25 protein-coding genes are annotated in these 23,222 nt (G+C 42.4%); 17 read left to right on the top strand and 8 right to left on the bottom strand.

The window, feature by feature from the left end; genetic code table 11:
* The first annotated feature begins 149 nt into the window (after positions 1-149).
* The 3 genes from E2K93_RS16475 to E2K93_RS16465 all read left to right on the top strand — a co-directional run bounded on the left by E2K93_RS16475 (position 150) and on the right by E2K93_RS16465 (position 2,680).
* A complete protein-coding gene (locus tag E2K93_RS16475; RefSeq protein ID WP_135440141.1) occupies positions 150-851 on the top strand; it encodes a glutathione S-transferase family protein in 702 nt (233 codons plus the stop codon).
* 136 nt (positions 852-987) lie between these two features.
* Entirely contained in the window at positions 988-1,530 is a 543-nt protein-coding gene (gene sigZ / locus E2K93_RS16470; RefSeq protein WP_135440140.1) for an RNA polymerase sigma factor SigZ, read from the top strand.
* Between the two features lie 133 nt (positions 1,531-1,663).
* Positions 1,664-2,680, top strand: a complete 1,017-nt coding sequence (locus E2K93_RS16465; RefSeq protein ID WP_135440139.1) for an MBL fold metallo-hydrolase — start codon at positions 1,664-1,666, stop codon at positions 2,678-2,680.
* A 202-nt stretch (positions 2,681-2,882) separates the two neighbouring features.
* On the opposite strand, the gene E2K93_RS16460 is transcribed toward E2K93_RS16465, so the two are convergent.
* From E2K93_RS16460 to E2K93_RS16450, 3 genes are all read right to left on the bottom strand, one after another.
* Positions 2,883-3,500, bottom strand: a complete 618-nt coding sequence (locus E2K93_RS16460; RefSeq protein ID WP_135440138.1) for a LysE family translocator — start codon at positions 3,498-3,500, stop codon at positions 2,883-2,885.
* Between the two features lie 159 nt (positions 3,501-3,659).
* Positions 3,660-3,905 carry a hypothetical protein gene (locus E2K93_RS16455; RefSeq protein ID WP_135440137.1) on the bottom strand — a complete coding sequence of 82 codons (246 nt, stop codon included), beginning with the start codon at positions 3,903-3,905 and terminating at the stop codon, positions 3,660-3,662.
* Between the two features lie 370 nt (positions 3,906-4,275).
* Positions 4,276-4,722 (bottom strand): hypothetical protein, encoded by a 447-nt coding sequence (locus E2K93_RS16450; protein ID WP_135440136.1) that lies wholly within the window; start codon positions 4,720-4,722, stop codon positions 4,276-4,278.
* 291 nt (positions 4,723-5,013) lie between these two features.
* Here E2K93_RS16450 and ccoN point away from each other — a divergent pair, with 291 nt between their 5' ends.
* From ccoN to E2K93_RS16390, 12 genes are all read left to right on the top strand, one after another.
* Positions 5,014-6,438: a cytochrome-c oxidase, cbb3-type subunit I gene (gene ccoN, locus E2K93_RS16445; protein WP_135440135.1), complete on the top strand. Its 1,425-nt coding sequence runs from the start codon at positions 5,014-5,016 to the stop codon at positions 6,436-6,438.
* Positions 6,439-6,448: 10 nt separating this feature from the next.
* Positions 6,449-7,120: a cytochrome-c oxidase, cbb3-type subunit II gene (ccoO, locus tag E2K93_RS16440; RefSeq protein ID WP_135440134.1), complete on the top strand. Its 672-nt coding sequence runs from the start codon at positions 6,449-6,451 to the stop codon at positions 7,118-7,120.
* A gap of 2 nt (positions 7,121-7,122) precedes the next feature.
* Positions 7,123-7,302 (top strand): cbb3-type cytochrome oxidase subunit 3, encoded by a 180-nt coding sequence (locus E2K93_RS16435; RefSeq protein ID WP_135440133.1) that lies wholly within the window; start codon positions 7,123-7,125, stop codon positions 7,300-7,302.
* On the top strand, positions 7,295-8,275 hold the full coding sequence (gene ccoP, locus E2K93_RS16430) for a cytochrome-c oxidase, cbb3-type subunit III (protein ID WP_135440132.1): 981 nt from the start codon (positions 7,295-7,297) through the stop codon (positions 8,273-8,275). The genes E2K93_RS16435 and ccoP overlap by 8 nt, the downstream gene beginning before the upstream one ends.
* Before the next feature lie 199 nt (positions 8,276-8,474).
* Positions 8,475-8,957: a FixH family protein gene (locus tag E2K93_RS16425; RefSeq protein ID WP_135440131.1), complete on the top strand. Its 483-nt coding sequence runs from the start codon at positions 8,475-8,477 to the stop codon at positions 8,955-8,957.
* Positions 8,958-8,959: 2 nt separating this feature from the next.
* Positions 8,960-11,380: a heavy metal translocating P-type ATPase gene (locus E2K93_RS16420; RefSeq protein WP_135440130.1), complete on the top strand. Its 2,421-nt coding sequence runs from the start codon at positions 8,960-8,962 to the stop codon at positions 11,378-11,380.
* Between the two features lie 22 nt (positions 11,381-11,402).
* The gene (ccoS, locus tag E2K93_RS16415) at positions 11,403-11,639 is read left to right on the top strand and encodes a cbb3-type cytochrome oxidase assembly protein CcoS (RefSeq protein WP_135440129.1); all 237 of its coding nucleotides are present in this window, start codon (positions 11,403-11,405) and stop codon (positions 11,637-11,639) included.
* Positions 11,639-12,301: a sulfite exporter TauE/SafE family protein gene (locus tag E2K93_RS16410; RefSeq protein WP_135440128.1), complete on the top strand. Its 663-nt coding sequence runs from the start codon at positions 11,639-11,641 to the stop codon at positions 12,299-12,301. Before ccoS ends, E2K93_RS16410 begins: the two co-directional genes overlap by 1 nt.
* Before the next feature lie 53 nt (positions 12,302-12,354).
* A complete protein-coding gene (fnr, locus tag E2K93_RS16405) occupies positions 12,355-13,071 on the top strand; it encodes a fumarate/nitrate reduction transcriptional regulator Fnr (RefSeq protein WP_135440127.1) in 717 nt (238 codons plus the stop codon).
* A gap of 193 nt (positions 13,072-13,264) precedes the next feature.
* Positions 13,265-14,185, top strand: coding sequence for a universal stress protein UspE (gene uspE / locus E2K93_RS16400; protein WP_135440126.1), 921 nt, complete (start codon positions 13,265-13,267; stop codon positions 14,183-14,185).
* Between the two features lie 334 nt (positions 14,186-14,519).
* Positions 14,520-15,809 carry an NCS2 family permease gene (locus E2K93_RS16395; protein ID WP_135440125.1) on the top strand — a complete coding sequence of 430 codons (1,290 nt, stop codon included), beginning with the start codon at positions 14,520-14,522 and terminating at the stop codon, positions 15,807-15,809.
* Positions 15,810-15,946: 137 nt separating this feature from the next.
* Positions 15,947-16,726, top strand: coding sequence for an outer membrane protein OmpK (locus E2K93_RS16390; RefSeq protein WP_135440124.1), 780 nt, complete (start codon positions 15,947-15,949; stop codon positions 16,724-16,726).
* A 141-nt stretch (positions 16,727-16,867) separates the two neighbouring features.
* Here E2K93_RS16390 and E2K93_RS16385 read toward each other — a convergent pair whose 3' ends face one another.
* From E2K93_RS16385 to E2K93_RS16365, 5 genes are all read right to left on the bottom strand, one after another.
* Positions 16,868-17,518 (bottom strand): DUF2987 domain-containing protein, encoded by a 651-nt coding sequence (locus tag E2K93_RS16385; RefSeq protein WP_189637804.1) that lies wholly within the window; start codon positions 17,516-17,518, stop codon positions 16,868-16,870.
* An 8-nt stretch (positions 17,519-17,526) separates the two neighbouring features.
* Positions 17,527-18,354, bottom strand: a complete 828-nt coding sequence (locus tag E2K93_RS16380; RefSeq protein ID WP_135440122.1) for a glucosaminidase domain-containing protein — start codon at positions 18,352-18,354, stop codon at positions 17,527-17,529.
* A 26-nt stretch (positions 18,355-18,380) separates the two neighbouring features.
* Positions 18,381-19,154: a hypothetical protein gene (locus tag E2K93_RS16375; protein WP_135440121.1), complete on the bottom strand. Its 774-nt coding sequence runs from the start codon at positions 19,152-19,154 to the stop codon at positions 18,381-18,383.
* Positions 19,155-19,335: 181 nt separating this feature from the next.
* Positions 19,336-19,968 carry a LysE family translocator gene (locus tag E2K93_RS16370; RefSeq protein WP_135440120.1) on the bottom strand — a complete coding sequence of 211 codons (633 nt, stop codon included), beginning with the start codon at positions 19,966-19,968 and terminating at the stop codon, positions 19,336-19,338.
* Between the two features lie 5 nt (positions 19,969-19,973).
* On the bottom strand, positions 19,974-20,543 hold the full coding sequence (locus E2K93_RS16365) for a DUF1415 domain-containing protein (protein ID WP_135440119.1): 570 nt from the start codon (positions 20,541-20,543) through the stop codon (positions 19,974-19,976).
* A gap of 81 nt (positions 20,544-20,624) precedes the next feature.
* Here E2K93_RS16365 and E2K93_RS16360 point away from each other — a divergent pair, with 81 nt between their 5' ends.
* Positions 20,625-21,131, top strand: coding sequence for a DUF2937 family protein (locus tag E2K93_RS16360; protein ID WP_135440118.1), 507 nt, complete (start codon positions 20,625-20,627; stop codon positions 21,129-21,131).
* Between the two features lie 288 nt (positions 21,132-21,419).
* Positions 21,420-23,210 carry an FAD-dependent oxidoreductase gene (locus E2K93_RS16355; RefSeq protein WP_135440117.1) on the top strand — a complete coding sequence of 597 codons (1,791 nt, stop codon included), beginning with the start codon at positions 21,420-21,422 and terminating at the stop codon, positions 23,208-23,210.
* Positions 23,211-23,222 lie beyond the last annotated feature (12 nt).

Genomic DNA, 23,222 nt, shown 5'->3' with positions numbered 1-23,222 from the left:
GCCGACTTAACGTTGCTTTCTACTTTAATTTGTTATCTGTGCCTTAAACCAAAACCAAAATTTTTTGACATTAATTTAGCAAACCTTCGTCTTTTGCATTTAGCCTGCGTCTTATAGGGTGACAATCAATTAATTGAATAGGTATGTAAATGATTAAAGTAGTAAGTTTTAAGATATGCCCTTTTGTACAGCGAGTAACAGCATTGTTAGCAGCCAAAAATATTCCATTTGAGGTTGAGTACATAAGTTTAAAAAACAAGCCGCAATGGTTTTTGCAAGTATCGCCTAACGGTCAAGTACCATTATTAGTTACTGACAACGGCAGCGCCTTATTTGAGTCTGACGCCATTATTGAATACATCGAAGAAGCGTACCCAGCACTTGAAAGTAATGTCAGTTTCGAACAAAAAGCACTCGATAGAGCCTGGAGCTATTTAGCAACCAAGCATTATTTGACGCAATGCTCGGTAATGCGCAGCAAAGATCAAACAACCTTTAGTGAGCGTAACGACAAGCTAATGTCCGCATTTGCCAAAATAGAACAGCAGTTGACCGGCACTGGATTTTTTAAAGGCAACCATATGTCATTAGTGGATATTGCCTGGTTACCGTTATTACATCGTGCCCATATTATTGAAACTCACACTGGTTACGATTTTTTTAACAAGCTACCAAACGTTAAAGCATGGCAACAACGAATCGTTAACAGCGCAATAACCATAGAATCCGTCGCAGACGACTTTGAATCTGCGTTTAGAGAATTTTATTTATCCAACACCACTTGGTTAGGAAATGGCTTTACTGATTGCACTACGGTAGGCGCACCTTGCCAAACAAGCAGTTGTTGTTGATCCGCAATAGCGCTTAAGTTAACGCGCTTAAATTAGCGCGTTTACCCTAACCAGCAAGATGCGTAGTAACCATGATATACATTGGGTTACGCTAATTTCATGGTCTTTACTTCCCTAGCCCACTATATTAAGTCGTATGATGAACATTGAAGATATTTGGCAACAATACCGCAGCCTTCTGCATAAATTTTTGTCCTCAAAAATCAACAATCCGCAGGATGTTGACGATTTATTGCAAACCATTTTAATAAAGGTGCACAAAAATCTATCACAGTTGAATGACGCCAGCAGCGTCAAACCTTGGCTGATGCAAATCGCAAGTAATACCATCACTGATTTTTATCGCCAACAGGCAAAACACAAACAACTAAACGCCGCCGACCTTTGGTATGAAGATGATGATGAAACCGAACACCAACTGGCAAAATGCATTAAACCGTTTATTGACTGTTTAGAGCCAGACACGGCGGAACTGCTCTGGTTGGTGGATATTCAAGGGGTAGCACAAAAGCATCTTGCCGAAACAAAAGGTATTGGTTATTCAACACTGAAATCTCGTATCCAAATTGGCCGTAAAAGATTAAAAATGCTGTTTGAACAGTGTTGCCAATTTGAATTAGATCGCCATGGCAATGCTATCGATTGCCATAAGAAGCCGGATGGATGTACTCCTTGCTAAGCAATTATGATTGACAGTCATTATCGCTAGGTATTTTTTGAATCATTTAAAATCCAAGAATCATTTATCACTGTATATAAACCAATGTATATTTAACGCCTTATAACGAAAAAACATTGACGACATTTAGATTATGAAAAAACTTGTTATCGCCGCCCTCGTCATATTTACTGTGGCTTGTGCAAGCGTCAGTAGCTCGGATGACGAAGCGGTTGTTTACAGCAATAATCATGTGACCCATTCGCAAAAATCGTTTTGGGACTTTGTCTCGATGCGCCTGTTCGGCGATGATGAATGGAACGATCCAGCGCCCTTTAAAGATTTGGTTCCAAGTACCGACATAGATAAACAGGCACTAAATCAAGTGACACAAAGACAAGTCACTTGGTTGGGTCATTCGACGTTCTTGCTGCAAATCGATGGTGTTACCATACTTACCGACCCAATATTTTCAGAAAGAGCATCACCGGTATCGTTTGCCGGACCCAAACGTCTAAGCAAAGCGCCGATAGCAATAGATCAACTACCCAATGTTGATTTTGTCATCATTTCTCATAACCATTACGACCATTTGGATGAAGACAGTATCGCTCAGCTCGGCTCTAAACCACATTATTTTGTTCCCAAAGGTCTTAAAGCTTGGTTTGTTGATTTAGGCATTGAAGACAACAAGGTGACGGAAATGGCTTGGTGGCAAAAACACCGCTTTAACGAGCAAACCAATATTACCGCCACACCAAGTCAACATTGGTCGAGCCGCGGCTTGTTTGATCGTAATAAAACCCATTGGGCGAGTTGGTTGATTAGCATAAACGATTTTACCATTTGGTTTGCTGGTGATACCGGCTACAACGACAAAGACTTTAAAGATATCGGTAAGCACGCGACCAACATAAATCTTGGCTTGATCCCAATTGGCGCTTACGCACCGCGTGACTTTATGCAGCTATATCATGTCAATGTGGAAGAAGCGGTACAAATTCATCATGATATTGGTGCCGAACACAGTATTGGCATGCATTGGGGCACCTACCCGCTAACGGCAGAGCCATTATTAGAGCCGATGCAAACTTTAGAAAAGCTCACCAATAAAGGCGAAGACATTAACTTTACCTCGATGGCAATCGGCGAAACTCGACCTGTACTGTGATGGTATGATGTCTGTCGTGCTGATTGAAGAGATCTGCGTTAGGGCATGACGTTAGTGCAAGGCGGTATGATTTAGCAATATAAAGTCGCTACAAAAGGTAACTGTTTAGGTAAACGGTATGCTTTAACAATCAAGAGAACCAATAAAAGAACCAATAAAAGAACCAATAAAAGAACCATTAATAGAGCAACTAAAACAACAATTAGCCTAGAGCTAACCATACCCCTACCGCCGCCATAAGCGTGCCAGATATTTTATTCATCATCCGCACATTGCTACCTTTTGATAAAAAGGTACTTAGTGCTTTACCACCTGTTGCATATATCATCATACAGATAAACTCTGATACCAAGATGATTGAAATTAACATCACCATTTGTGGTGCCATATCATATTCGGTGTTAATAAAAGGTGGTAATAACGCAACCATAAATCCCCAGCCTTTGGGATTTGATATGGCGGTAAGTAACCCCTGAGTAAACAACGCAGCCCTACTTACATCGGTATCGGCATTGGTATCGATTGCCATCTTTCCTTTTGATAGCCACATCTGTGAACCAAGATAAATAAGGTACGCGCCACCAACATACTTGAATACATTGAAAACATCAGGGTACTTAAGCATAACCGACGCAACCCCTACCACAGCTGCGATAGCAACTGTAGCCACACCTATCAGCTCTCCCACCATCATCCATAAGGTTCTGCGCACACCAACAGACATACCAAGCACAAGTGCTAGGGTCATACACATACCAGGAGTGATTGAGACAAAGAAAAATGTCGGAATAAATACCGCTAATAAAGCGTAGTCAGCCATCAGTTAAACCATATACCTTAAAGTTGCTGCGTAGAGTACTTCAATATGCAGGATAAAAAAAGAGAGCGTCGTGCTCTCTTGTTGGTTTTATCTAAATAATTGCTGTCTTGTCATTGTTCTTTAGCAACACAGCGTATTTAAAAACTAGCGAGTGCGTGGCTAATGCGCATCTCGTCTGACTTCCATCCACTTATCGCAATGTGAATTACGTGACGGTTTATAAAATGTGGTGCCTTTGTAACCGTATGCACATATCACAGCACCGGCTTGAATCTGGGTGCCAGTATTTTGTATTTCTACTACGTCCGACTTACCTGCTACATCTCGTGTTGCGGTTTGGTTGTCCGTACTTACACAACCAGATAATGCGGCAATCGTTACTGATGTTGTTATTAGTTTCTTCATGGTTTGTATATCACCCTACTCAACTTGCTATTGTCTGTATAATTTATGTTGGATTCGGTTAAGATAAACGACACATTGGCACATTACTGTTTCATTGTGTTGGCAAAATGTTTTCACCGTTAACGTACATCATCTCTACTTATGCCGCGTATTCATTGGGCTAATACCTATAAACAGATTAAACACACGATTTATCATCGAATGGAAAACGTAACGCTTTATTAAACGTGCTGTGACGTTGTTGCAGAACAATGAGCAGATATCAAAATCGCTATGGGTTAGTCACTAACACGACAATAAAAAAGCCCGCGACTACGGGCTTTTTTTTCAGCAACATTTAACCCGTGTTAGACAGGCAAGAAATAATAACTTATTGATAACTGGTGAAATCAAAGCTAAAGGCAGTGACATTTCCTTGGCCGTCATCGACTTTGACGATCATCATCCAAACCATACTGTCTTCGGTACAGGCACCGATCATGGTATCGGCGACAAAAGCACCATTTTGATAATTGAAAAACAGTGGAATTTTGCCCATATACATGGTTTTACCTTCGAGGTGCCCGGTTATCGACACATCATCTGCAAAAGCCGCTGATGACAGTCGAAACTGAACCTCGGTTTCAGATTTAATGACCTTAGGATCAGCGTCTAACACGTAGTCAATGTTAGACCGGCTGATTTTGCAGAGACTTTGTTGGAAATCACAAACAGATTCAACTTGTTGCGAGATTTGAGTTGTTAAATTTGGTGATTGTAAATAAATCACTACGAAGCCAACAACAATTATGGCTAAGGATACAAATATAGTGCGCAAATTTTACTCCATTGAACTGATAAAAAAGTGTTAAAAATTAATCAGTTCTTACGTTCAAATTACAAATTAATACATTTTCTTGATCTAGGTCATAATTTAATACAACTTCACGTGACATCTACCTCAGAGATGTATATTATCGCCAGCGAAAAATAACTATATGCGTGTGTTGTTTTTTTTGAACTATAACTATAGGTTAACGAAAATCGGTAAAAAGCGTTAGTTTTCACAGATTTTAGTGACCTTAAACGCTCACATCAACTTAATAACTATAAGTGTGGAACCTTTAATATGAGTCAAAGTAATCTCACAGAAATGGATTACAACTACAAAGTTGTGCGCCAATTTACTGTAATGACTGTTATTTGGGGTATTGTCGGCACTTTGGTCGGTGTTTTGATCGCGGCTCAGTTAATCTGGCCAGCTCTTAACTTCGATACGCCTTGGCTGACTTATTCTCGTTTACGTCCATTACATACCAATGCGGTAATTTTTGCATTTGGTACCAGTGCGCTCTTCGCTACGTCGTACTATGTTGTACAACGTACCTGTAAAACTGCCCTTTTCGGCGGTGCCTTAATACCGTTTACCTTCTGGGGTTGGCAAGCCATCATTGTTGCTGCCGCTATCACCTTACCACTGGGTATTACCTCGTCCAAAGAGTATGCTGAGCTGGAATGGCCAATCGATATTCTTATAACCCTGGTTTGGGTTTCGTATATCATTGTCTTCTTCGGTACTTTGTATAAACGTAAAACGTCCCACATTTATGTTGCAAACTGGTTCTTCGGTGGATTCATTCTAACCGTTGCTGTTTTGCATATCGGTAACTCAATGGCGATTCCATTGACGTTAACCAAATCTTATTCAATTTACTCAGGTGCTATCGATGCGATGATGCAGTGGTGGTATGGTCATAATGCCGTAGGTTTCCTACTGACTGCTGGCTTCCTGGGTATGATGTACTACTTTGTTCCAAAGCAAGCTGAGCGTCCGGTTTACTCATACCGTTTGTCTATCGTTCACTTCTGGGCACTTGTATCTCTTTATATTTGGGCTGGTCCTCACCACTTGCACTACACAGCGCTTCCTGACTGGACTCAAAGCTTAGGTATGGTTATGTCTGTTGTTCTATTCCTACCTTCTTGGGGTGGTATGATCAACGGTATCATGACGTTATCTGGTGCATGGCATAAACTTCGCCACGATCCAATTCTTCGTTTCTTGATTGTTTCATTGTCTTTCTACGGTATGTCTACCTTCGAAGGCCCAATGATGGCAATCAAATCAGTAAACGCATTATCTCACTACACTGACTGGACCGTTGGTCACGTGCATTCTGGTGCGCTAGGTTGGGTAGCTATGGTATCAATAGGTGCTATGTATCACCTTATCCCTGTACTGTTTGGCCAAGGCCGCATGTACAGCATCAAACTTATCAATGTGCACTTCTGGTTACACACTACCGGTATCGTTTTATACATCGTTGCCATGTGGATTTCAGGTGTAATGCAAGGTCTAATGTGGCGTGCGGTTAATACCGACGGTACATTAACGTACAGCTTTGTTGAGTCGCTACAAGCCTCTTACCCATTCTACTTCATCCGTTTTGTTGGTGGTTGTTTCGTAGTAATTGGTTTCTTATTGATGGCTTATAACATGTTCAAAACTATCGGCGCCAAAGACGGTAGTTTACAGAAAGAAGCGATTGCCTAAGGAGTTAATGATGCAAAATAAACATGAAAAAGTAGAAAAGCACATTGGCTGGTTCTTCACCGCAACAATTGCTGCTATCAGTATTGGTGGCTTGGTTGAAATCACCCCTCTTTTCTTCCAAAAAGAGACGACTCAACCAGTAGAAAGTTTGCGCCCTTATACCGCGCTTGAAATGGAAGGTCGTGATATTTACATCCGTGAAGGTTGTAATAACTGTCACTCACAAATGATCCGTCCATTCCGTGCTGAAACTGAACGTTACGGTCACTACTCTGTCGCTGGTGAATCTGTATGGGAACACCCGTTCCTGTGGGGTTCTAAGCGTACCGGTCCTGACTTAGCTCGTGTTGGTGGTCGTTACTCTGATGATTGGCATTATGCGCACTTAATGGACCCACGTTCAGTGGTTCCTGAGTCAAACATGCCGTCATACAAATGGTTAGCTGAAACACCAATCAGCAATAAACTGTCTGCAGATAAGATGAAGTTGTTTAACAACTTAACCAAAAACCGCAGCCACAAAGATGAGAATGGTAACGCCATCCCACTTTACTCGGCTGAGGACATCCAAAATGCAGGTAAAGAGTTTGCCACGACAAAAAGTATTACTGGTAAGGCTAGTCTAACTGAGATGGACGCCCTTATCGCTTATTTACAATCTCTTGGTCACGCGTTGAAATAATTATGGATATAGGCACTATTCGAGGCATATTTACCGTTCTAATTTTTGTAATGTTCATCATCATTGTGTTGTGGGCATACAACAAGAGACGTAAATCATCATTTGATGAAGCCGCTAATTCTATATTCGACGACGAAAAAGATCAGGTGAAAGAGAAACAGGAGACTAATAATAATGTCTAGCTTCTGGAGTGCATGGATAATCGTTCTAACCTTAGGAACCTTGGTTGGTTGCTGGATTCTGTTACGTTGGTGTTTAACAAACTTCGCCGGCGTACCAGAAGGTGAGCCAATGGATCATGAGTTTGACGGTATTCAGGAATTAAACAACCCACTACCTAAGTGGTGGAGTACGTTCTTCTTGGTAACTATTATCTGGGGTTTCGGCTATTTGGCACTGTACCCAGGTTTAGGTAACTTCCAAGGTTTATTGGGCTGGAAAAGCTCAAACCAGAACGTAACCAGCCTTGAAGATTCAAAAATGCAAAACGCCACGTCTAAAGAAGCAGGTTTTGCGGTTCAGTATGACCGTGAAGTTGCCGCTGCAGATGAGCGATTCGGTCCAATTTTTGCGAAATACGCCAGCCAGGATATTGCAACCTTGGCGCAAGATAAAGACGCATTAAAAATTGGTCAGCGTTTGTTTTTACAAAACTGTTCACAATGTCACGGTTCGGACGCCAAAGGTACAACCGGCTTCCCTAACCTAACCGACAAAGACTGGTTATACGGTGGCACCCCTGCCGATATCGAGCACTCATTATTATATGGCCGCACAGCCAAAGGTATGATTGCTTGGGAAACCATGGTTGGTGGTGAACAAGGCGTTAAGGAAGTTGCAGCTTATGTACTTAGCCTTAACCCAGAACGCGCCGATAAAGTTGATGCCGATCTTGCCGCAGCCGGTAAAGATAAATTCGCAATGTGTGCCGCATGTCACGGTGCTAACGGTGAAGGTTCTGACGAAATGGGCATCGCCCTAGGTGCTCCTCGTTTGAACGATGGTATTTGGTTATACGGTGGTAGCGAACGTGCGGTTCAAGAATCAATCCGCAATGGTCGTGCCGGTGTAATGCCAGCCTGGAAACATATTCTAGGTGAAGACAAAATCCGCGTTGTAAGCGCATACGTGTACAGCTTGTCGCAAGACAAATAAACTGTTCTAGTAGAACTAAAACCCTGTAAAGCATCGCTCTGCAGGGTTTTATTTTGCCACCAATTTATATTGTTTTGCCCTTTTATAACGATAAACGTAAAAGAATAAATCAATATGAATTGCCTTTTCGTATCATCTATAGAGCAAAATGCTCGGTTACGTTAAAATAGCGCACAGATTTTTAAGGGAAACAGCAGTAATGAAAACTCCTTGGTACAAAGAGCCTTGGGCTTATTTGGTCTTTATTCTTCCGTTAAGTGCGGTTGTTGCCGGTATAACGACGTTTATCATCGCCAATACCGATGCCGACACTGTGGTGGTTGATGACTATTACAAAAAAGGTAAAGCGATCAATCAAGATATTCGCAAATTTAAACTTGCTCAAAAATTAGGTGTTCGCTTTGACATTAAAGTCACCAATGACGAATTGGTGCTAAAACCAACCGGTATCGAAAAAAGCTTTCCAATGCTTAATGTCAACTTTTACCACTCTACGCTTGCCCATCGCGACTTTTCGGTAAAACTCACACCGGATGGCAAAGGCTGGATGCGTCAACGCATTGATAACGATATTTCGGGCAAATGGCGTATTGTTGTCACACCGTTTGATAATCAGTGGAAGTTGCAAACCACATTAGGCTTGCCACAACAGCAATTTAGAGAGTTTGAGCTTAGATACTAATTATGTCGCACGCGCATCAGGATTGCTTTCATTGTGGCGAAGTCATTCCGCCAGGTATAGATTTAACCGTTGATATCGACGGTAAACGTGAAGACATGTGTTGCATCGGTTGCCAAGCGGTGGCCGAAACCATTGTCGCCAATGACCTGCAAGATTATTACCGATTTCGCAGTGAGAAAGGCAATAAAATTGATGCCCTTGTACCCGATGCGCTGAAAGACAACCGCTTTATCGATGATGAGAATCTGCAAAGCGAATTCACCTTTGATATCGATGATCATAAAGAAACCATTCTGTCTATTGATGGCATGAGCTGCGCCGCCTGTGCATGGCTTATCGAAAAACAATTATCGAAAAACCCTGGTATTGCCAAGATTCAAGTTAATGCGACAACCCAAAGAGCGACGATTGCTTGGGATAATGCCCGTTTAAAACTGAGCGAAATTCTCACCGCTATCAATAATATTGGCTATCAAGCTCTGCCTTTTAAAGCCAATCAAGTAGAACAAAGTAACAACAAGCAATCCAAAGCCTTTATTCGTCGATTAGGGGTCAGTGGCATATTGACTATGCAGGTTATGATGATCGCTGTCGGCTTATACTTTGGTGCATTCAGCGATTTATCCGAACATAACTTGACCTACTTACGAGGCACAAGTTTTGTATTAACACTGCCGATTGTCACCTATGGTGCCTTACCTTTTTATCTTGGCGCCATGAGTGCCCTGCGCGCGCGCCGATTATCGATGGACGTGCCGGTTTCGATTGCCATCATTCTCGCCTTTTGCGCCAGCACCTGGGCGACATTCATGCAAACCGGTGAAGTGTATTTTGAATCACTTGCCATGTTCACCTTCTTATTATTGATAGGTAAATTTTTAGAATTTCGAGCCCGAGCTAGAGCTGCGGAAGTATCAGCCAACTTATTAAAGCTAATGCCCTTGACCGCGACAAAATTGCTCGATGGACAGGAACACGTGATCAGCGCAAAACAACTTGAGGTGGGCGATCAGGTAATTGTAAAGCCTGGTGAAACCATTCCTGGTGATGGTGTCGTTATTCATGGCCGCTCCAGTGTCGACGAGTCCATGCTAACCGGTGAGCACGCCCCCGTTGCCAAGGGGTTAGGTGCGACCGTTTTTGCCGGTACGGTTAACGGTGATGGCAATATCAATATTGAAATCAATAAAACCAATTCAGACAGTTTTTTGACCAACCTGATTCGACTCAGTGAGAACGCGCAAGCTCATAAACCTGCTATTGCGCAATTATCAGACCGTATCGCCCAATATTTTGTCGGTATCATCTTAGTTACCGCCATAGGCACCTCGATTTTTTGGTCACAACACATGCCATCAGAAGCGTTTTGGATCACCTTGTCAGTATTGGTGGCTACCTGCCCTTGTGCGTTGTCGTTGGCAACACCAACCGCCTTAACCTGCGGCACCATCCGACTCAACCGTGACGGCATAATGATCAAGTCGGGTCACGTATTAGAGGCAATGCCGAAAGTCGATAGCATAGCGTTTGATAAGACAGGAACCTTGACCAATGGTGAATTCACCTTGATCGATTGCAAACTATTAAACGGCGATCTTGATAGCAAACACGATAGCAAACTTGATAAGAGTACGATTCTGGCCACCATAGCCGCAATGGAAAGTCATTCTGAACACCCTATTGCCAAAGCATTCGGCGCCTATCGTGATTTCAACATCAATGTCGAACAAGTCGACATTGTCCCAGGTTGTGGCATTACAGCCGTACAAAAAGACCAACAGTTGGCCATTGGTAAAGTCAACTGGATTGCCAGCTTTGCCGATGTCGATGAGCAATATAAAGATGCCCAATGCTTGCTCACCATAAACCAACAGGTGGTGGCGGTGCTCTACCTTGATGACGTAATGCGTGACGATACGGTTAACGTCATTAATGCATTACAACAAAAGCACACCGAAACTCTGTTGATCAGTGGCGATAACCAAGCTGGCGTGGATAAATTTAATCACACATTGCAACTCGATGAGCAACACCATACCTGCTCGGCACAAGATAAATTGACGATCCTTGCAGATAAACAAGCACAAGGTAAAACCGTAGCCATGGTTGGTGATGGCGTTAATGACTCGCCGGTATTTGCACAAGCGCATGTTGCGATTGCCATGGGTAGCGGTACCGAAATAGCGAAAAGCGGTGCCGACGTAATCTTGCTCAATAATAAACTGAGCAGTGTTCTCGACTTAATGACCATATCCAGTAAAACGGGTCGTATCATAAAACAGAACTTTGCCTGGGCATTTGCCTATAATGCCATAGTCTTGCCATTGGCCGTTTGTGGTTTTATTACCCCATATATGGCAGTATTAGGTATGTCAGCAAGCTCGATTATCGTCGTGACCAACTCTTTGAGATTGCTAAAATAAATTAACTTTAGGTTATTGATACATGAGCGTCATTTACATCCTAATCCCTATCGCCATCTTATTTACCGCCATTGCCATTTATCTATTCTTTTGGGCGGTAAAGTCTGAACAGTTTGATGATCTGGAAAAACAAGGTATGAGCATTTTGTTTGACGAAGAGAAAAAACAAACGCCAGGCCAAAAGCGAAGCCAAAGCCAAAGCCATAACAAAGACGCTGAGTCTCACACCGACGATAAACCGAACTCAAGCGATAATTAATGACTTTAGATTTTCTCTCTGCCCTAATGATTGGTATTGCTGGTGCTGGCCACTGTATCGCCATGTGTGGTGGCATCTCGTCTATGCTCACCACCACAGGTGATAGCTCAAATCAACTGAGAAAAGCGTTAAGCTATAACCTAGGCCGTATAGCATCTTATACCTTCTTTGGCGCTGTCGCCGGTTTTACGGGCTCCCTAGCAATAAAGTCGATAGGTATCCAAGTTTTATGGTTAAAAGTCATCGCCGCCATATTCATTATTCTACTTGGTTTGTATATCGCAAGAGTGTGGTTTGTTTTAACGCATATCGAAACGGCAGGTAAATACCTGTGGCGCTATATTCAACCTTTTGCCAAACACTTACTGCCGATAAAGAATGCTAAGCAAGCGCTATTACTCGGTGTTATTTGGGGCTGGCTGCCCTGTGGCCTAGTCTATTCAACACTTACATGGGCATTGGCTGCCGGCAGTGCCAGTCAAGGGGCGATGATCATGTTGGCGTTTGGCATCGGCACCTTGCCAGCGTTATTAGTGTTATCAACCAGTGTTCAATCGGTTACCAACCTTATAAGTTCGTTACTTTTTAAGAAAATCAGTGGCTTTTTGTTAATCGCCTATGGTGTTTATTCATTGTTTATTGCTCTAAATCAAATATTTTAGTAACCTTACGTTTACTAATGTTATTGACGCATTAACTGGATAAATATCAATTTATGGCAATCTCTATAGCACAAAACATCAAGTGCCAAAACTGCAGTATCAGCGAACTTTGCTTACCGTTTAGCTTGAATGAAAACGAACTAAATTTATTAGACGATATCATTCAACGTAAAAAACCGATTCAAAAGAATACGCAAATTTTTAAAGCTGGCGAACAACTGCAAACCTTGTACGCAATTCGTTCTGGTACCTTTAAAACCTTTATTATTTCTGAACAAGGTGAAGAGCAAATCACCGGCTTTCACTTGGCGGGCGATTTAATGGGCTTTGATGCATTAGCGTCAAGACATCACCCAAGCTTTGCTAAAGCATTGGAAACATCTATGGTGTGTGAAATCCCATTTGAGGTTCTCGATACCCTATCCAATAAGATCCCACGCTTGAAGTCGCAAATGTTAAACCTAATGAGCGATGAAATTCAGTGTAATAATGAGATGTTACTGCTACTAAACCGTAAAAATGCGGAAGAGAAACTGGCCACATTTTTAGCCAACTACGGTCGACGCTTAGGCAGTCGTCACTTGTCACCGACGCAATTTAACTTGCCTATGACCCGCAGTGAAATTGGTAACTACATTGGCTTAACCATTGAAACCATTTCTCGTTTGATGACTCGATTCCAAAAAGATGGCTTAATCAAAGTTGAAAATAAGTTGATCACCATCCTCGACAAAGACGCCCTATTCAAATTGGCTGGCTTAAATAAATAACCTGTCTTTATACCTGTAAGGTGTTGTATTGGTTGATTTAAATCAACACCTTGCGGGAAACTTCATTAACAAATTTGTAACATACCCTTTGACCAGTTAAGCTTATCTATAGCGTATTGATCTTTGCCGTCTCTGCTGGCTTTATAGCCAAGCAAGGCGCGCTACGAACCACGTTAAGGTTACGAGGCATGTTATGGAAAAATATCAAAATATACTTGCAGTTGTCGATCCCACCACAGAAGAGCAAAAGGCGTTAGCAAGAGCCTGTACCCTTGCCAAGGAAACTGGCGCCCGTATTACTGCGTTATTGGTTATTTATGATTTCTCTTACGAAATGACCACCATGCTGTCTGGAGACGAGCGAGAAGCCATGCGTGAAACCGTGGTAAATGATCGCAGCGTTTGGCTAAAAGAGATCACCGAACAGTATGAAAGCGATATGGACATTAAAGTGATTTGGCATAATCGCCCGTTTGAAGCCGTTTTATCGCAGGTACGAGACCAACAATTCGATGTGGTATTAAAAAGCACCCATGAACACCCTACATTACAATCGGTTATTTTTACCCCAACAGACTGGCACTTAATTCGTAAATGTTGGGTGCCTCTGTTATTGGTCAAAGATCATCAATGGCCAGAAGGCGGACACATACTTGCCGCCGTCAATGCTGGCAGTGAAGAAGAAGAGCATCAATCACTGAACCGTAAAATCACCGAAGAAGCACAAAATCTTGGCCGCTTGGTCAAAGCTGATGTTCACTTGGTAAACTCTTACCCGGGCACTCCGATTAATATTGCCATTGAAATTCCAGAGTTTGATGCCAACGAATACAATCAAACCATGAAAAACCACCACGCTGATGTAGTGCAGCAACACGCCGACAAATTTAATATCAGCGCTGAGTATTTGCATGTCGAAGAAGGTTTACCTGAAGATGTGATCGAAAAAGTTGCCAACCAAATCGATGCCGAATTGGTGATTTTAGGCACCGTCGGTCGCACGGGGTTATCCGCTGTACTTATAGGCAATACCGCAGAGCATGTTATCGATCGACTCAATTGTGATTTACTGGCGATAAAACCAGACGGTTATCAATCTCCGTTCCTCGAGTAACCATCTTTAACCATTGTTGAGATAATAGATTGTAGAGCTATTGAATCAGCCAGCACAGCCCGAGCAAGCGCTTGGGCTTTTTTATTGCGTTTTTAAAGACGGTTTTATTGTTGGTTATATTTCAGCTTGCATTTCGAAATTTATCGTTTGTTTTTATATTTCGTCAAAATAGGCGTCAATCTGCAAAAACGCGCAAAATAGCTTACAATTTGTAACAAAATTACGTAAAATACCGCGATTTTTTAAAACTGGTCAGTCCTCATGTAACAGCGATGTTAACAGCAGTATGACTGGCTACGCAAAAATAATGCATACATCTTCAGGAAACAAACTAATGTTTGAAAAACTATTCAAACTTGCTGAACATGGTACAAATGTTAAGCAAGAGATATTGGCGGGTTTTACTACCTTTCTAACCATGGGTTACATCATTTTTGTAAACCCAAGCATGTTAGCAATGACGGGTATGGACCAAGGCGCTGTATTCGTCGCAACCTGTTTAGCTGCGGCTATCGGCTGTCTAATTATGGGTTTTTATGCCAACTACCCTATTGCCTTAGCACCTGGCATGGGACTCAACGCATTTTTTACCTTTACCGTGGTTCTAGAGTTAGGTTATAGCTGGAATGTTGCCCTTGGTGGGGTATTTATTTCCGGTGTTATATTTACTCTTTTGAGTGCGTTTAAAGTGCGAGAATGGATCATAAATTCAATTCCGCACGCACTACGCTTTGGTATCGCCGCAGGTATTGGTATGTTTTTAGCGTTAATTGCGCTTAAAAACGCAGGCATCATCGTCGCGAGCCCTGCAACATTAGTAACCTTAGGTGATATTACCTCGTTTGGCCCTATGATGGCGGTGTTAGGCCTGTTCCTAATCGTTGGTTTGGTGAGCTTAAACGTCCATGGCGCAGTAATGATCGCGATTTTAGTGATCACTATATTAGGCCTGATGTTTGGCGATGTGCAATACACTGGCGTTATGTCAATGCCACCATCTATCGCACCAACCTTTTTGGCACTTGATATCGCTGGTGCGTTTGAAGTTGGCATGCTTAGCGTTATTTTCGCTTTCCTATTTGTTGATTTGTTTGACACCTCAGGTACCTTAGTAGCTGTTGCACAACGCGGTAAATTGCTGGATGAGAATGGTAACTTACCACGTCTTAAAAAAGCATTATTCGCTGATTCTGGTGCAACCATTGCCGGTTCATTATTTGGTACGTCAACCACCACAAGTTATGTCGAAAGTACCGCTGGTGTTGCTGCTGGTGGCCGCACAGGTTTGACCGCAGTTACCGTTGCCGTACTATTTTTACTGGCGCTTTTCTTCTCGCCACTTGCGGGTATGATCCCAGCCTATGCGACTGCTGGCGCGTTATTTTTTGTCGGTGTATTGATGGTTGGTGGTCTCGTTAATGTAAAATGGGACGATCTAATGGACGCGGTTCCAGTGGTTGTTATCTTAGTGACCATGCCACTTACCTTTTCGATTGCTGATGGTATCGCTTTTGGCTTTATCAGCTACGCTGCAGTACGTATTTTCTCTGGTCGTTTTGGCGAAATTAGCCCAAGCGTCTGGTTTTTGGCTGCCTTGTTTGTTGCCAAATTTATGTTTATGTAAGCACACAAAAACAAGCCAAAGACGGCACTAAGATGACGTCTTTGGCAACCACAATACTCCCGAGTAAACAACAATCTCAGCAGTAGACTGAGTCCGTTTGCTCGACAACAACGCTATTATATTTTTCAGGGAATCCCATGAACACCTTTAAAACTTTATTTTCATCTGCCCTTTTGGCAGGTGCCGGACTTGTTTGTGCCAATGCTAATGCAGAAATGTTTTGGAGCGACAATTCAATCTCATTGCTTAAAAATGCCAGTGAGTACGAAGTAAACGAACATGAAGACGTGGTAACGGTCACTTTAGAGCATGCGTCTGGACACAACTGGGGCGACCTATTTTTCTTTGCTGACCGTTTAGACTACAAACAAGATTCAGATAATCAAGCAGCAAAAGAAACCTACTCTGAACTTTCACCACGTTTGAGCCTAAGCTACGTAACTGGCAATAAGCTAGGCTACGGCATCATTACCGATGTGTTTATTGCCAGCACATGGGAGCACTCAACCTTTGAGTCAGATGGTTTCTCTAATAGTTTTGATAACTATTTATTGGGCTTAGGGGCCGATTTAAAACTACCAGGTTTTGCTTACGCCAATATCAATGTATACCAAGCCAATAACGAGCAAACGGACAATGATCAGCAATTAACCTTGGTATGGGGTTACCCGTTTAGCCTTGGTAATGCTGATTTCATGTTTGACGGTTTTATTGATTGGTCATCTGCCGAAGAGACCCACAAAGCCGATTTTCACTTTAACCCGCAACTTCGCATGGATGTTGGTAAATACTTTGATGTACCAAAGAAATTTGAAGCCGGTTTTGAATATTCTTACTGGAAAAACAAATTCGGTTTGGATTACCCAGGTCTAGATACAGAATCGACGTTTAGTTTCCTTGTTAAGGTGCATTTATAAGGGACTAGGGACTAGGGACTAGGGACTAGGGACTAGGGACTAGGGACTAGCATTAGTTTAAAATCCTAAAACAAAAAAGCGAGCCTAAGCTCGCTTTTTTTATGTCTGTTTATCACCGCTTAGATAACGGTTTTCTATCGTCTATTCTTCAACCCAAGGCGCTACCACAACCGGTGGCGTAGAAAACTCAATGGCGTTTTCATCGCGCTTATCGTCCATATCAATCAGCAGTTTACATACCGAGCCATCACAATTGAGTGCATCGCGAAGTGAAGAGTCAATGTACTTCAAGCTATCTGCTTTTTTCATATCAATATGCAAACCTTGAACATTTGGCATCATAAACGACAGTAAACCACCAAATTCATCGACCAACTCCTGCATTTGCCAAGTGATCAACGCCAGCTCGCTAAAACTAAATGCTTTTTGTTGTTTATCTTTTACCTGCATTTGCATTTGCAGTATGCAATTTTGACCTGCGTCTTGTTGCTCGACCCGCAACACGGCAAAATTATCATAGTATGACTGCGACAGCGGCACCAACAATTGACCATCGTCTGCGATGGCGATGTCATCATGTTGACCGTTCTTATTAAGCATTTTCGCGTCGCTTAAAACACAACGACTGCGCTTGTAAGAATCAACCAAATAAAACGCCATAGTGATTTTATCTAGTTTGTTTTCTTCAATCAGATTAAGGCGCTGATAAAAGCCTTTATATTCTAGATCAACAGCCGCGACTGGCGCTGAAACGCCCAGCATTATGGATGTTGCTAACAGTAATTTTTTCATTTTACTCATTATAAATAACGACGGTTATGTCTAAGCATAGTATTGATTTCAACGACGTAGTCGATACCACGCTCAGAATAAGGCAATAGCCCGGTTGCTAATATATCCGCTTGCAATGGTACATCATGCTCTCTTAATTGCGCTCTGATCTGACGCAGCATGTTGTATGCAGCATTGGAATTGATATTAAGAAAGTAGTGGCCGATTACATCATCAACCGAATCAAAAGCAGCCACTTCGTGTCTTAAGCCAGCATCACGACCATTTGGCACCATGCCACAGCCCTGTTTGAAGCACCAAATACCAAAAAAGTTAAGCCCTATTTTGGCAAATCGTGAGCTGCCCCATGCGGATTCATTCGCCGCTTGAACAAGCACCAATTGTCTTGGGATCTCATCGACTTTAACCAATAAGGCACTCAACTGTTCTGCAATGTTCCATTTTGGGTTAACACGGTAAGATTTGCTTAATTTTGTCAGCCATAACACTTGTTGGTTTGACAGTGTGTCGCCCTGCTGGTGTTGTTTAGCTAATAACATAATCGTTTGTCTTAGCTTATTTAGGCGTTGATTTTCTTTTTCAATAGCAGGCTTTAAAAACTCAAAGAACGCTTGTTTGCGATCAGGAATATGGCGAATAGACAAAAAGTCTGGTAATTCAACATCATGCAATGGTTGCTCAGGCTTTTTATAATGCGGCTTGTTGGCTATTTCAACATCGCTCACTTCGACTTCGCTAACGCTGTAAAACAGTATTGGCGATAGCGCCATAAAGAAAATAACTATCAGCAAAATACCTTTAATGGTTTTATGCTTTTTTCGATTTGGACTAACCATGGATTCCCTTAAATTTACTTCGTCCTTTAGGCTGAAAAGTAGGTATCTTTTCGGCCGTTATTATCGACAACTTGCATTGATACACCAAATATCTCTCGATACAAAATGCCTTTTACGTTGTAGTAATACGGTGCTAACAATAACAAGGCAACCACCATGATAGGTAAAGAGATCAACAAAGGAGTCCCCATGACCATAGGTAATATCGACATAATCGCTAATGAGAACAATGCACTGTAAATCTGTAATAAGCGCAACCACTGAAAGCGAGTGGCTTTAAACGACAAGATAATTGCCTGGATTGGTGTCATGTTTTTTTCGATAAGCAGCGGTACCGTTAACGACAACGCAATTGCAATATAGATACCAGGCAAAATCAAGGCAAAGCCTAATGAGGTTAACGACCAAACGATAATCGCCGTTAAAGCGATAAACGCGCTGCGTTTTAAAAACGCAAACACAAATCCGGTACGGGTTTTTATGCCAACAGCGTGCGATACGCCCATCATTTCAACCCCGGCTAAAAATGGCCAAATAATCACTGTAAGTACCATATTGGCGATCACGTTCGCTTGCGGATCGGCCATCATATTTTCTGGCCCACCTAAATAACTGGCAATAACAGATACCGCGATAATCGCGATAAAGAACACAAACAACAACCCGGAAATAATCGGTGTCTTATGATTTTTGGTGATCGCCCAACCTTCTTTTAAAATGCTGGCGACATCGAGTGTGTAATCGCCCTGCTCGGCTTTTTCTACCGTAGAGCCAATATGGATAATTTTTTTATCAGACACGAAAATGATGAAATAGGAGAAATTATGGCGCGATTATAACAAACTTATTGATAACGGTCAGGCAATTCACTAACAACAATTAAAAATGATATAAAAAGTTGTAAAGCAATCAAACCATTAGCGTCTGCAGACGATAACGAATGGCGGTTTTAGCGATATCGACAACAGCTAATGTTGCGCTTTACATCACCACAATATTTATCGCCAGTATGATCAACAATGCCCCCATAATGCGTTCGATCCAATAACCATTTCGCTGCAATTTATGGCGAAACTTATCTAACGTCAGCATACACGATAAAAACGAAAACCACGCAAAGGTCGCCATCGCCATATAAAAGCCATAGGCAGATTTTACTATAGTGGGTGTTTGCGCCGAAATAACCACCGAAAATAGTGATAGGAAAAACAACGTCGCTTTTACGTTTAAACCATTGACTAAAAAGCCCGTCGCATAAGACTTCCAGCGACTTTGCGAATGTGCTTGAATGGCCTCACTTGCATCGTCACTATGACCTGGTTTTGCACGCAAGCCCATCACGCCAATATAGGCCAAATACGCTGCTGCAATATAGGTAAGATAAGTAAACAGTTGTGGGTTGCTTTTGATAATGATGGCAATACCCACTAACGAATAAAAGACATGCAAAAGTATTGCGGTACCTATGCCTGCGCTGGTAAACAATGCCGCTTGCCGTCCCCGAGTCAGGCTTTGTTTAACAACAATGGCAAAATCAGGCCCAGGGCTGGCAACTGCCAATAAGTGAGCAAGCGCAATGGTTAAAAATTCGCTGTAATAAGCGGAAAAGTCCATCTTCGCTATCCTTTATGCTTGCTGTCTAATGCGCTGTTTAGTGACGTTAACAATTGACTAAAATAGTCATGGCCTTTGCTATCACACATATCCATATTGGTATGTGGAATCGATTCGGGATCAGGATGCAATTCGACAACCTTAGTCAACAAATCTTCTCGTATGATATGCAATATTGGCCAAGGAGAACGATTGGTATAATTGCTTACATCATCCGCCGGTACCCCTTCGAAACAATAGTTCGGGTGAAAACTGGCCAGTTGGTAAACGCCTTCATAGCCTTGCGATTGCAATAACGCATTGGCTAAATCGAGTAGGTCTAAATACTCGTCAAACTCGTCAAACCCTTGCGGTAACACCACTAACGTTGTGGCGACATCTGCATGTTTATCTAAGTGTTCAAATTCAGCGAGTAACGAGGTTAACGCCTGTTCCATGCCCGATTCAGACTGCACCTGATATCGCACGCGATTATTAACATAATCTTTTTTCGCGAATGGGCAAAAATTAAGACCAATAATGATCTTTTCAATCCAGACCTTGATGTTTTCAATGATTTGCTGTTCAGTATACATACAACACAATATAAAAAAGCTGCTTCGGATCATTCTAACAAGAGCTGAGTGTCGACAACAGCAATAATTAAGAGGTGTGCTATGTTAACGTTTTTTGCCCGGTTAATTGATAAATTGGTGTTTGCCATTGCAGGTGTCACCGCCATGCAATTACCGGCATTAATGCAGCAATATCAACAACGTCTGTCCGGCCATTTATCGGAAGCACAATACCAATTAGGCAAGTACCAACAAATTGCCGATGAGCATTATCAAGGCAACATCGCGTCATTAATTGAACAATACCGTAACAATACCGATCCTGGCATTAACGCCGCAGGTGATCTCGTTTACCAATTGGTTGATCGCATCAGTGTGTTTTCCACGAAATTGCAACATTTGCAAACCGGTGATTATATTCAACAAGTGTATTACTTTGTCAGTGAGATTGAACACTCTATTTTTACGGCAACGCTGCAGGACTTTCAACCAAGTATTCCGTTAGAGTCGTCTGCGATAGCGACCGGTGTGATAGGTGCAGTTTTGATAAGTTCGCTGTTACATATCATCCTTAACGCCTTACAATTACCGTTTAAACGCTACGCCTAAGTAAGCTTTTGCTGGCGCCAATAATGCGATGTGCTTATTGGCGAACTAGCGTAAGCCGACGATGTTTCGCCGTGCTAAGCCATGTAGACATTCAGCATTTAACGAGCAGCCTTTAACTAACGATATCGTCAATTTCATTCAGCAATCGACTACGTAATTCTGGGTATTGTTACCAGGAAAAATGAAAGTCACTATGAAAATTTTCAATTAATTGAAAAAAAGCACTTACCAAATCGAATATTTTGTGTACATTAATATTTAACCTTGTTGTAACATTGTGGTGGCGCTGTGAAAAAAACCGATGTAACTCAATATCAACACTTCCTAAAAGTTGTCGACTGTCAGCAAGCGTGTCCAGCACATACGCCTGTCCCCGAATACATACGTCTTATCGCTGATAAACGCTATAGCGATGCCTATATGCTTAATTGGCAATCAAATGTTTTTCCCGGCATTCTCGGTCGCGTCTGTGATAGGCCGTGTGAACCTGCATGTCGTCGCGGACGAGTTGAAGAAGAGCCTGTAGCAATTTGTCGACTTAAACGTGTTACCGCCGATTATAAAGACGATATCCGTGACCGATTACCAAAAGCGCCAGCTCAAAGTAATGGCAAAAAGGTGGCACTGATAGGTGCAGGCCCAGCGTCACTTACAGTCGCCCGTGATCTTGTACCGCTTGGCTATGAAATCACCATGTTTGACCGCGACATCAAAGGTGGCGGCATGATGCGCAGCCAGATCCCTGCGTTTAGATTACCTGAGTCCGTACTCGATGAAGAAGTCGACTACATTATCGACATGGGTGTAAAAGCGCACTTTGGCACGCCAATAACCAGTCTTGAAAAGCTGGTCAAAGATGATTACGACGCCATCTTTGTCGGTACCGGTGCGCCCAAAGGTCGAGCATTGAATATTGAAGGCGTTGAGGAAGCCAATTCGCACATCGCCATTGGGATTGATTGGTTATCCAGCGTCAGTTTTGGTCATCTAGATAACGCGCCTAAAAGAGTTGTTGTCTTAGGTGGTGGTAATACCGCCATGGATTGCTGTCGTACCGCAAAACGCCTTGGCGCCACTGATGTCAAAGTCGTGGTTCGCTCAACCTATGAAGCTATGAAAGCCTCGCCATGGGAAAAAGAAGATGCCATGGCCGAGAATATCGACATCACTTGTAATCACACGCCTAGCAAATTCGTTATTGAAGATGGTGAGTTTAAAGGGGTGTTATTTGACGAAGTTGAATCGATTTACGATAAGAATGGCAAACGCGTATTAAGAAACTCTGGCAAAACCTTATTGGCTGAATGTGATTTGGTGTTGGTCGCCATCGGACAAGATACCTCTTTCCCGTGGATTGAACGAGACATTGGTTTGGAATTTAATGAGTGGGATCAACCAGCGTTAAACCAATCGAGCTTACAATCGAGCATTGCCAAGGTGTTTTTTGGTGGTGACGCCGCTTACGGCCCCGAAAATATTATCACCGCAGTGGCCCACGGTCACAAAGCGGCTATTTCTATCGATTTATTTTGCCAAGGCAAAGATCCAGGTCAAAGGCCAGACAGTGATTTTAATCTGGTCAGTCAAAAGATGGGCATGCACGAATGGAGCTACACCAATATCGTCGACCATGAAGATCGACATCTTGTGCCCCATATTGATTGGCAAAAAGCCGCTACCGAGTTGGCCACTGAAGTTGAATTAGGTTTCGATGAACAACTTGCCTTTAATGAAGCACAGCGCTGTCTAAATTGCGATATCCATACCATCTTTAGTGAACCGGCTTGTATTGAGTGCTCGGCTTGTGAAGATATCTGCCCTACAGATTGCATTAACTTTATTGCCGATATCAACGACGACAACACCGCGCCAGAACAATTACTCAAGGGTAAGTTGCGAGTCGACAAAATGCATAACGATCAGGATTATATGATTTCTGACAACCTCAAAACCGGCAACATCATGGTTAAAGACGAAGATATGTGTCTACATTGTGGTTTATGTGCTGAGCGATGCCCAACTGGCGCTTGGGATATGCAAAAGCTGGTATTGGATAATATTGAGGCGACAATCAAGTAAGCGAGAAGCAGT

It is taken from the genome of Thalassotalea sp. HSM 43 (assembly GCF_004752005.1).
Taxonomy (GTDB): Bacteria; Pseudomonadota; Gammaproteobacteria; order Enterobacterales; family Alteromonadaceae; genus Thalassotalea_A.
This window is presented reverse-complemented; position numbering and strand designations above follow the sequence as displayed.

What these genes read in the sequence shown, in the direction of transcription:
- ccoO (WP_135440134.1), top strand. Translation starts at nt 6,449, where the DNA reads ATGCAAAATAAACATGAAAAAGTAGAAAAGCACATTGGCTGGTTCTTC.
- uspE (WP_135440126.1), top strand. Translation starts at nt 13,265, where the DNA reads ATGGAAAAATATCAAAATATACTTGCAGTTGTCGATCCCACCACAGAA.
- E2K93_RS16370 (WP_135440120.1), bottom strand. Translation starts at nt 19,968, where the DNA reads ATGGACTTTTCCGCTTATTACAGCGAATTTTTAACCATTGCGCTTGCT.
- E2K93_RS16365 (WP_135440119.1), bottom strand. Translation starts at nt 20,543, where the DNA reads ATGTATACTGAACAGCAAATCATTGAAAACATCAAGGTCTGGATTGAA.
- ccoP (WP_135440132.1), top strand. Translation starts at nt 7,295, where the DNA reads ATGTCTAGCTTCTGGAGTGCATGGATAATCGTTCTAACCTTAGGAACC.
- sigZ (WP_135440140.1), top strand. Translation starts at nt 988, where the DNA reads ATGATGAACATTGAAGATATTTGGCAACAATACCGCAGCCTTCTGCAT.
- fnr (WP_135440127.1), top strand. Translation starts at nt 12,355, where the DNA reads ATGGCAATCTCTATAGCACAAAACATCAAGTGCCAAAACTGCAGTATC.
- E2K93_RS16380 (WP_135440122.1), bottom strand. Translation starts at nt 18,354, where the DNA reads ATGGTTAGTCCAAATCGAAAAAAGCATAAAACCATTAAAGGTATTTTG.
- E2K93_RS16410 (WP_135440128.1), top strand. Translation starts at nt 11,639, where the DNA reads ATGACTTTAGATTTTCTCTCTGCCCTAATGATTGGTATTGCTGGTGCT.
- E2K93_RS16435 (WP_135440133.1), top strand. Translation starts at nt 7,123, where the DNA reads ATGGATATAGGCACTATTCGAGGCATATTTACCGTTCTAATTTTTGTA.
- E2K93_RS16460 (WP_135440138.1), bottom strand. Translation starts at nt 3,500, where the DNA reads ATGGCTGACTACGCTTTATTAGCGGTATTTATTCCGACATTTTTCTTT.
- E2K93_RS16465 (WP_135440139.1), top strand. Translation starts at nt 1,664, where the DNA reads ATGAAAAAACTTGTTATCGCCGCCCTCGTCATATTTACTGTGGCTTGT.
- E2K93_RS16395 (WP_135440125.1), top strand. Translation starts at nt 14,520, where the DNA reads ATGTTTGAAAAACTATTCAAACTTGCTGAACATGGTACAAATGTTAAG.
- ccoS (WP_135440129.1), top strand. Translation starts at nt 11,403, where the DNA reads ATGAGCGTCATTTACATCCTAATCCCTATCGCCATCTTATTTACCGCC.
- E2K93_RS16420 (WP_135440130.1), top strand. Translation starts at nt 8,960, where the DNA reads ATGTCGCACGCGCATCAGGATTGCTTTCATTGTGGCGAAGTCATTCCG.
- E2K93_RS16475 (WP_135440141.1), top strand. Translation starts at nt 150, where the DNA reads ATGATTAAAGTAGTAAGTTTTAAGATATGCCCTTTTGTACAGCGAGTA.
- E2K93_RS16455 (WP_135440137.1), bottom strand. Translation starts at nt 3,905, where the DNA reads ATGAAGAAACTAATAACAACATCAGTAACGATTGCCGCATTATCTGGT.
- E2K93_RS16385 (WP_189637804.1), bottom strand. Translation starts at nt 17,518, where the DNA reads ATGAAAAAATTACTGTTAGCAACATCCATAATGCTGGGCGTTTCAGCG.
- E2K93_RS16425 (WP_135440131.1), top strand. Translation starts at nt 8,475, where the DNA reads ATGAAAACTCCTTGGTACAAAGAGCCTTGGGCTTATTTGGTCTTTATT.
- E2K93_RS16360 (WP_135440118.1), top strand. Translation starts at nt 20,625, where the DNA reads ATGTTAACGTTTTTTGCCCGGTTAATTGATAAATTGGTGTTTGCCATT.
- ccoN (WP_135440135.1), top strand. Translation starts at nt 5,014, where the DNA reads ATGAGTCAAAGTAATCTCACAGAAATGGATTACAACTACAAAGTTGTG.
- E2K93_RS16390 (WP_135440124.1), top strand. Translation starts at nt 15,947, where the DNA reads ATGAACACCTTTAAAACTTTATTTTCATCTGCCCTTTTGGCAGGTGCC.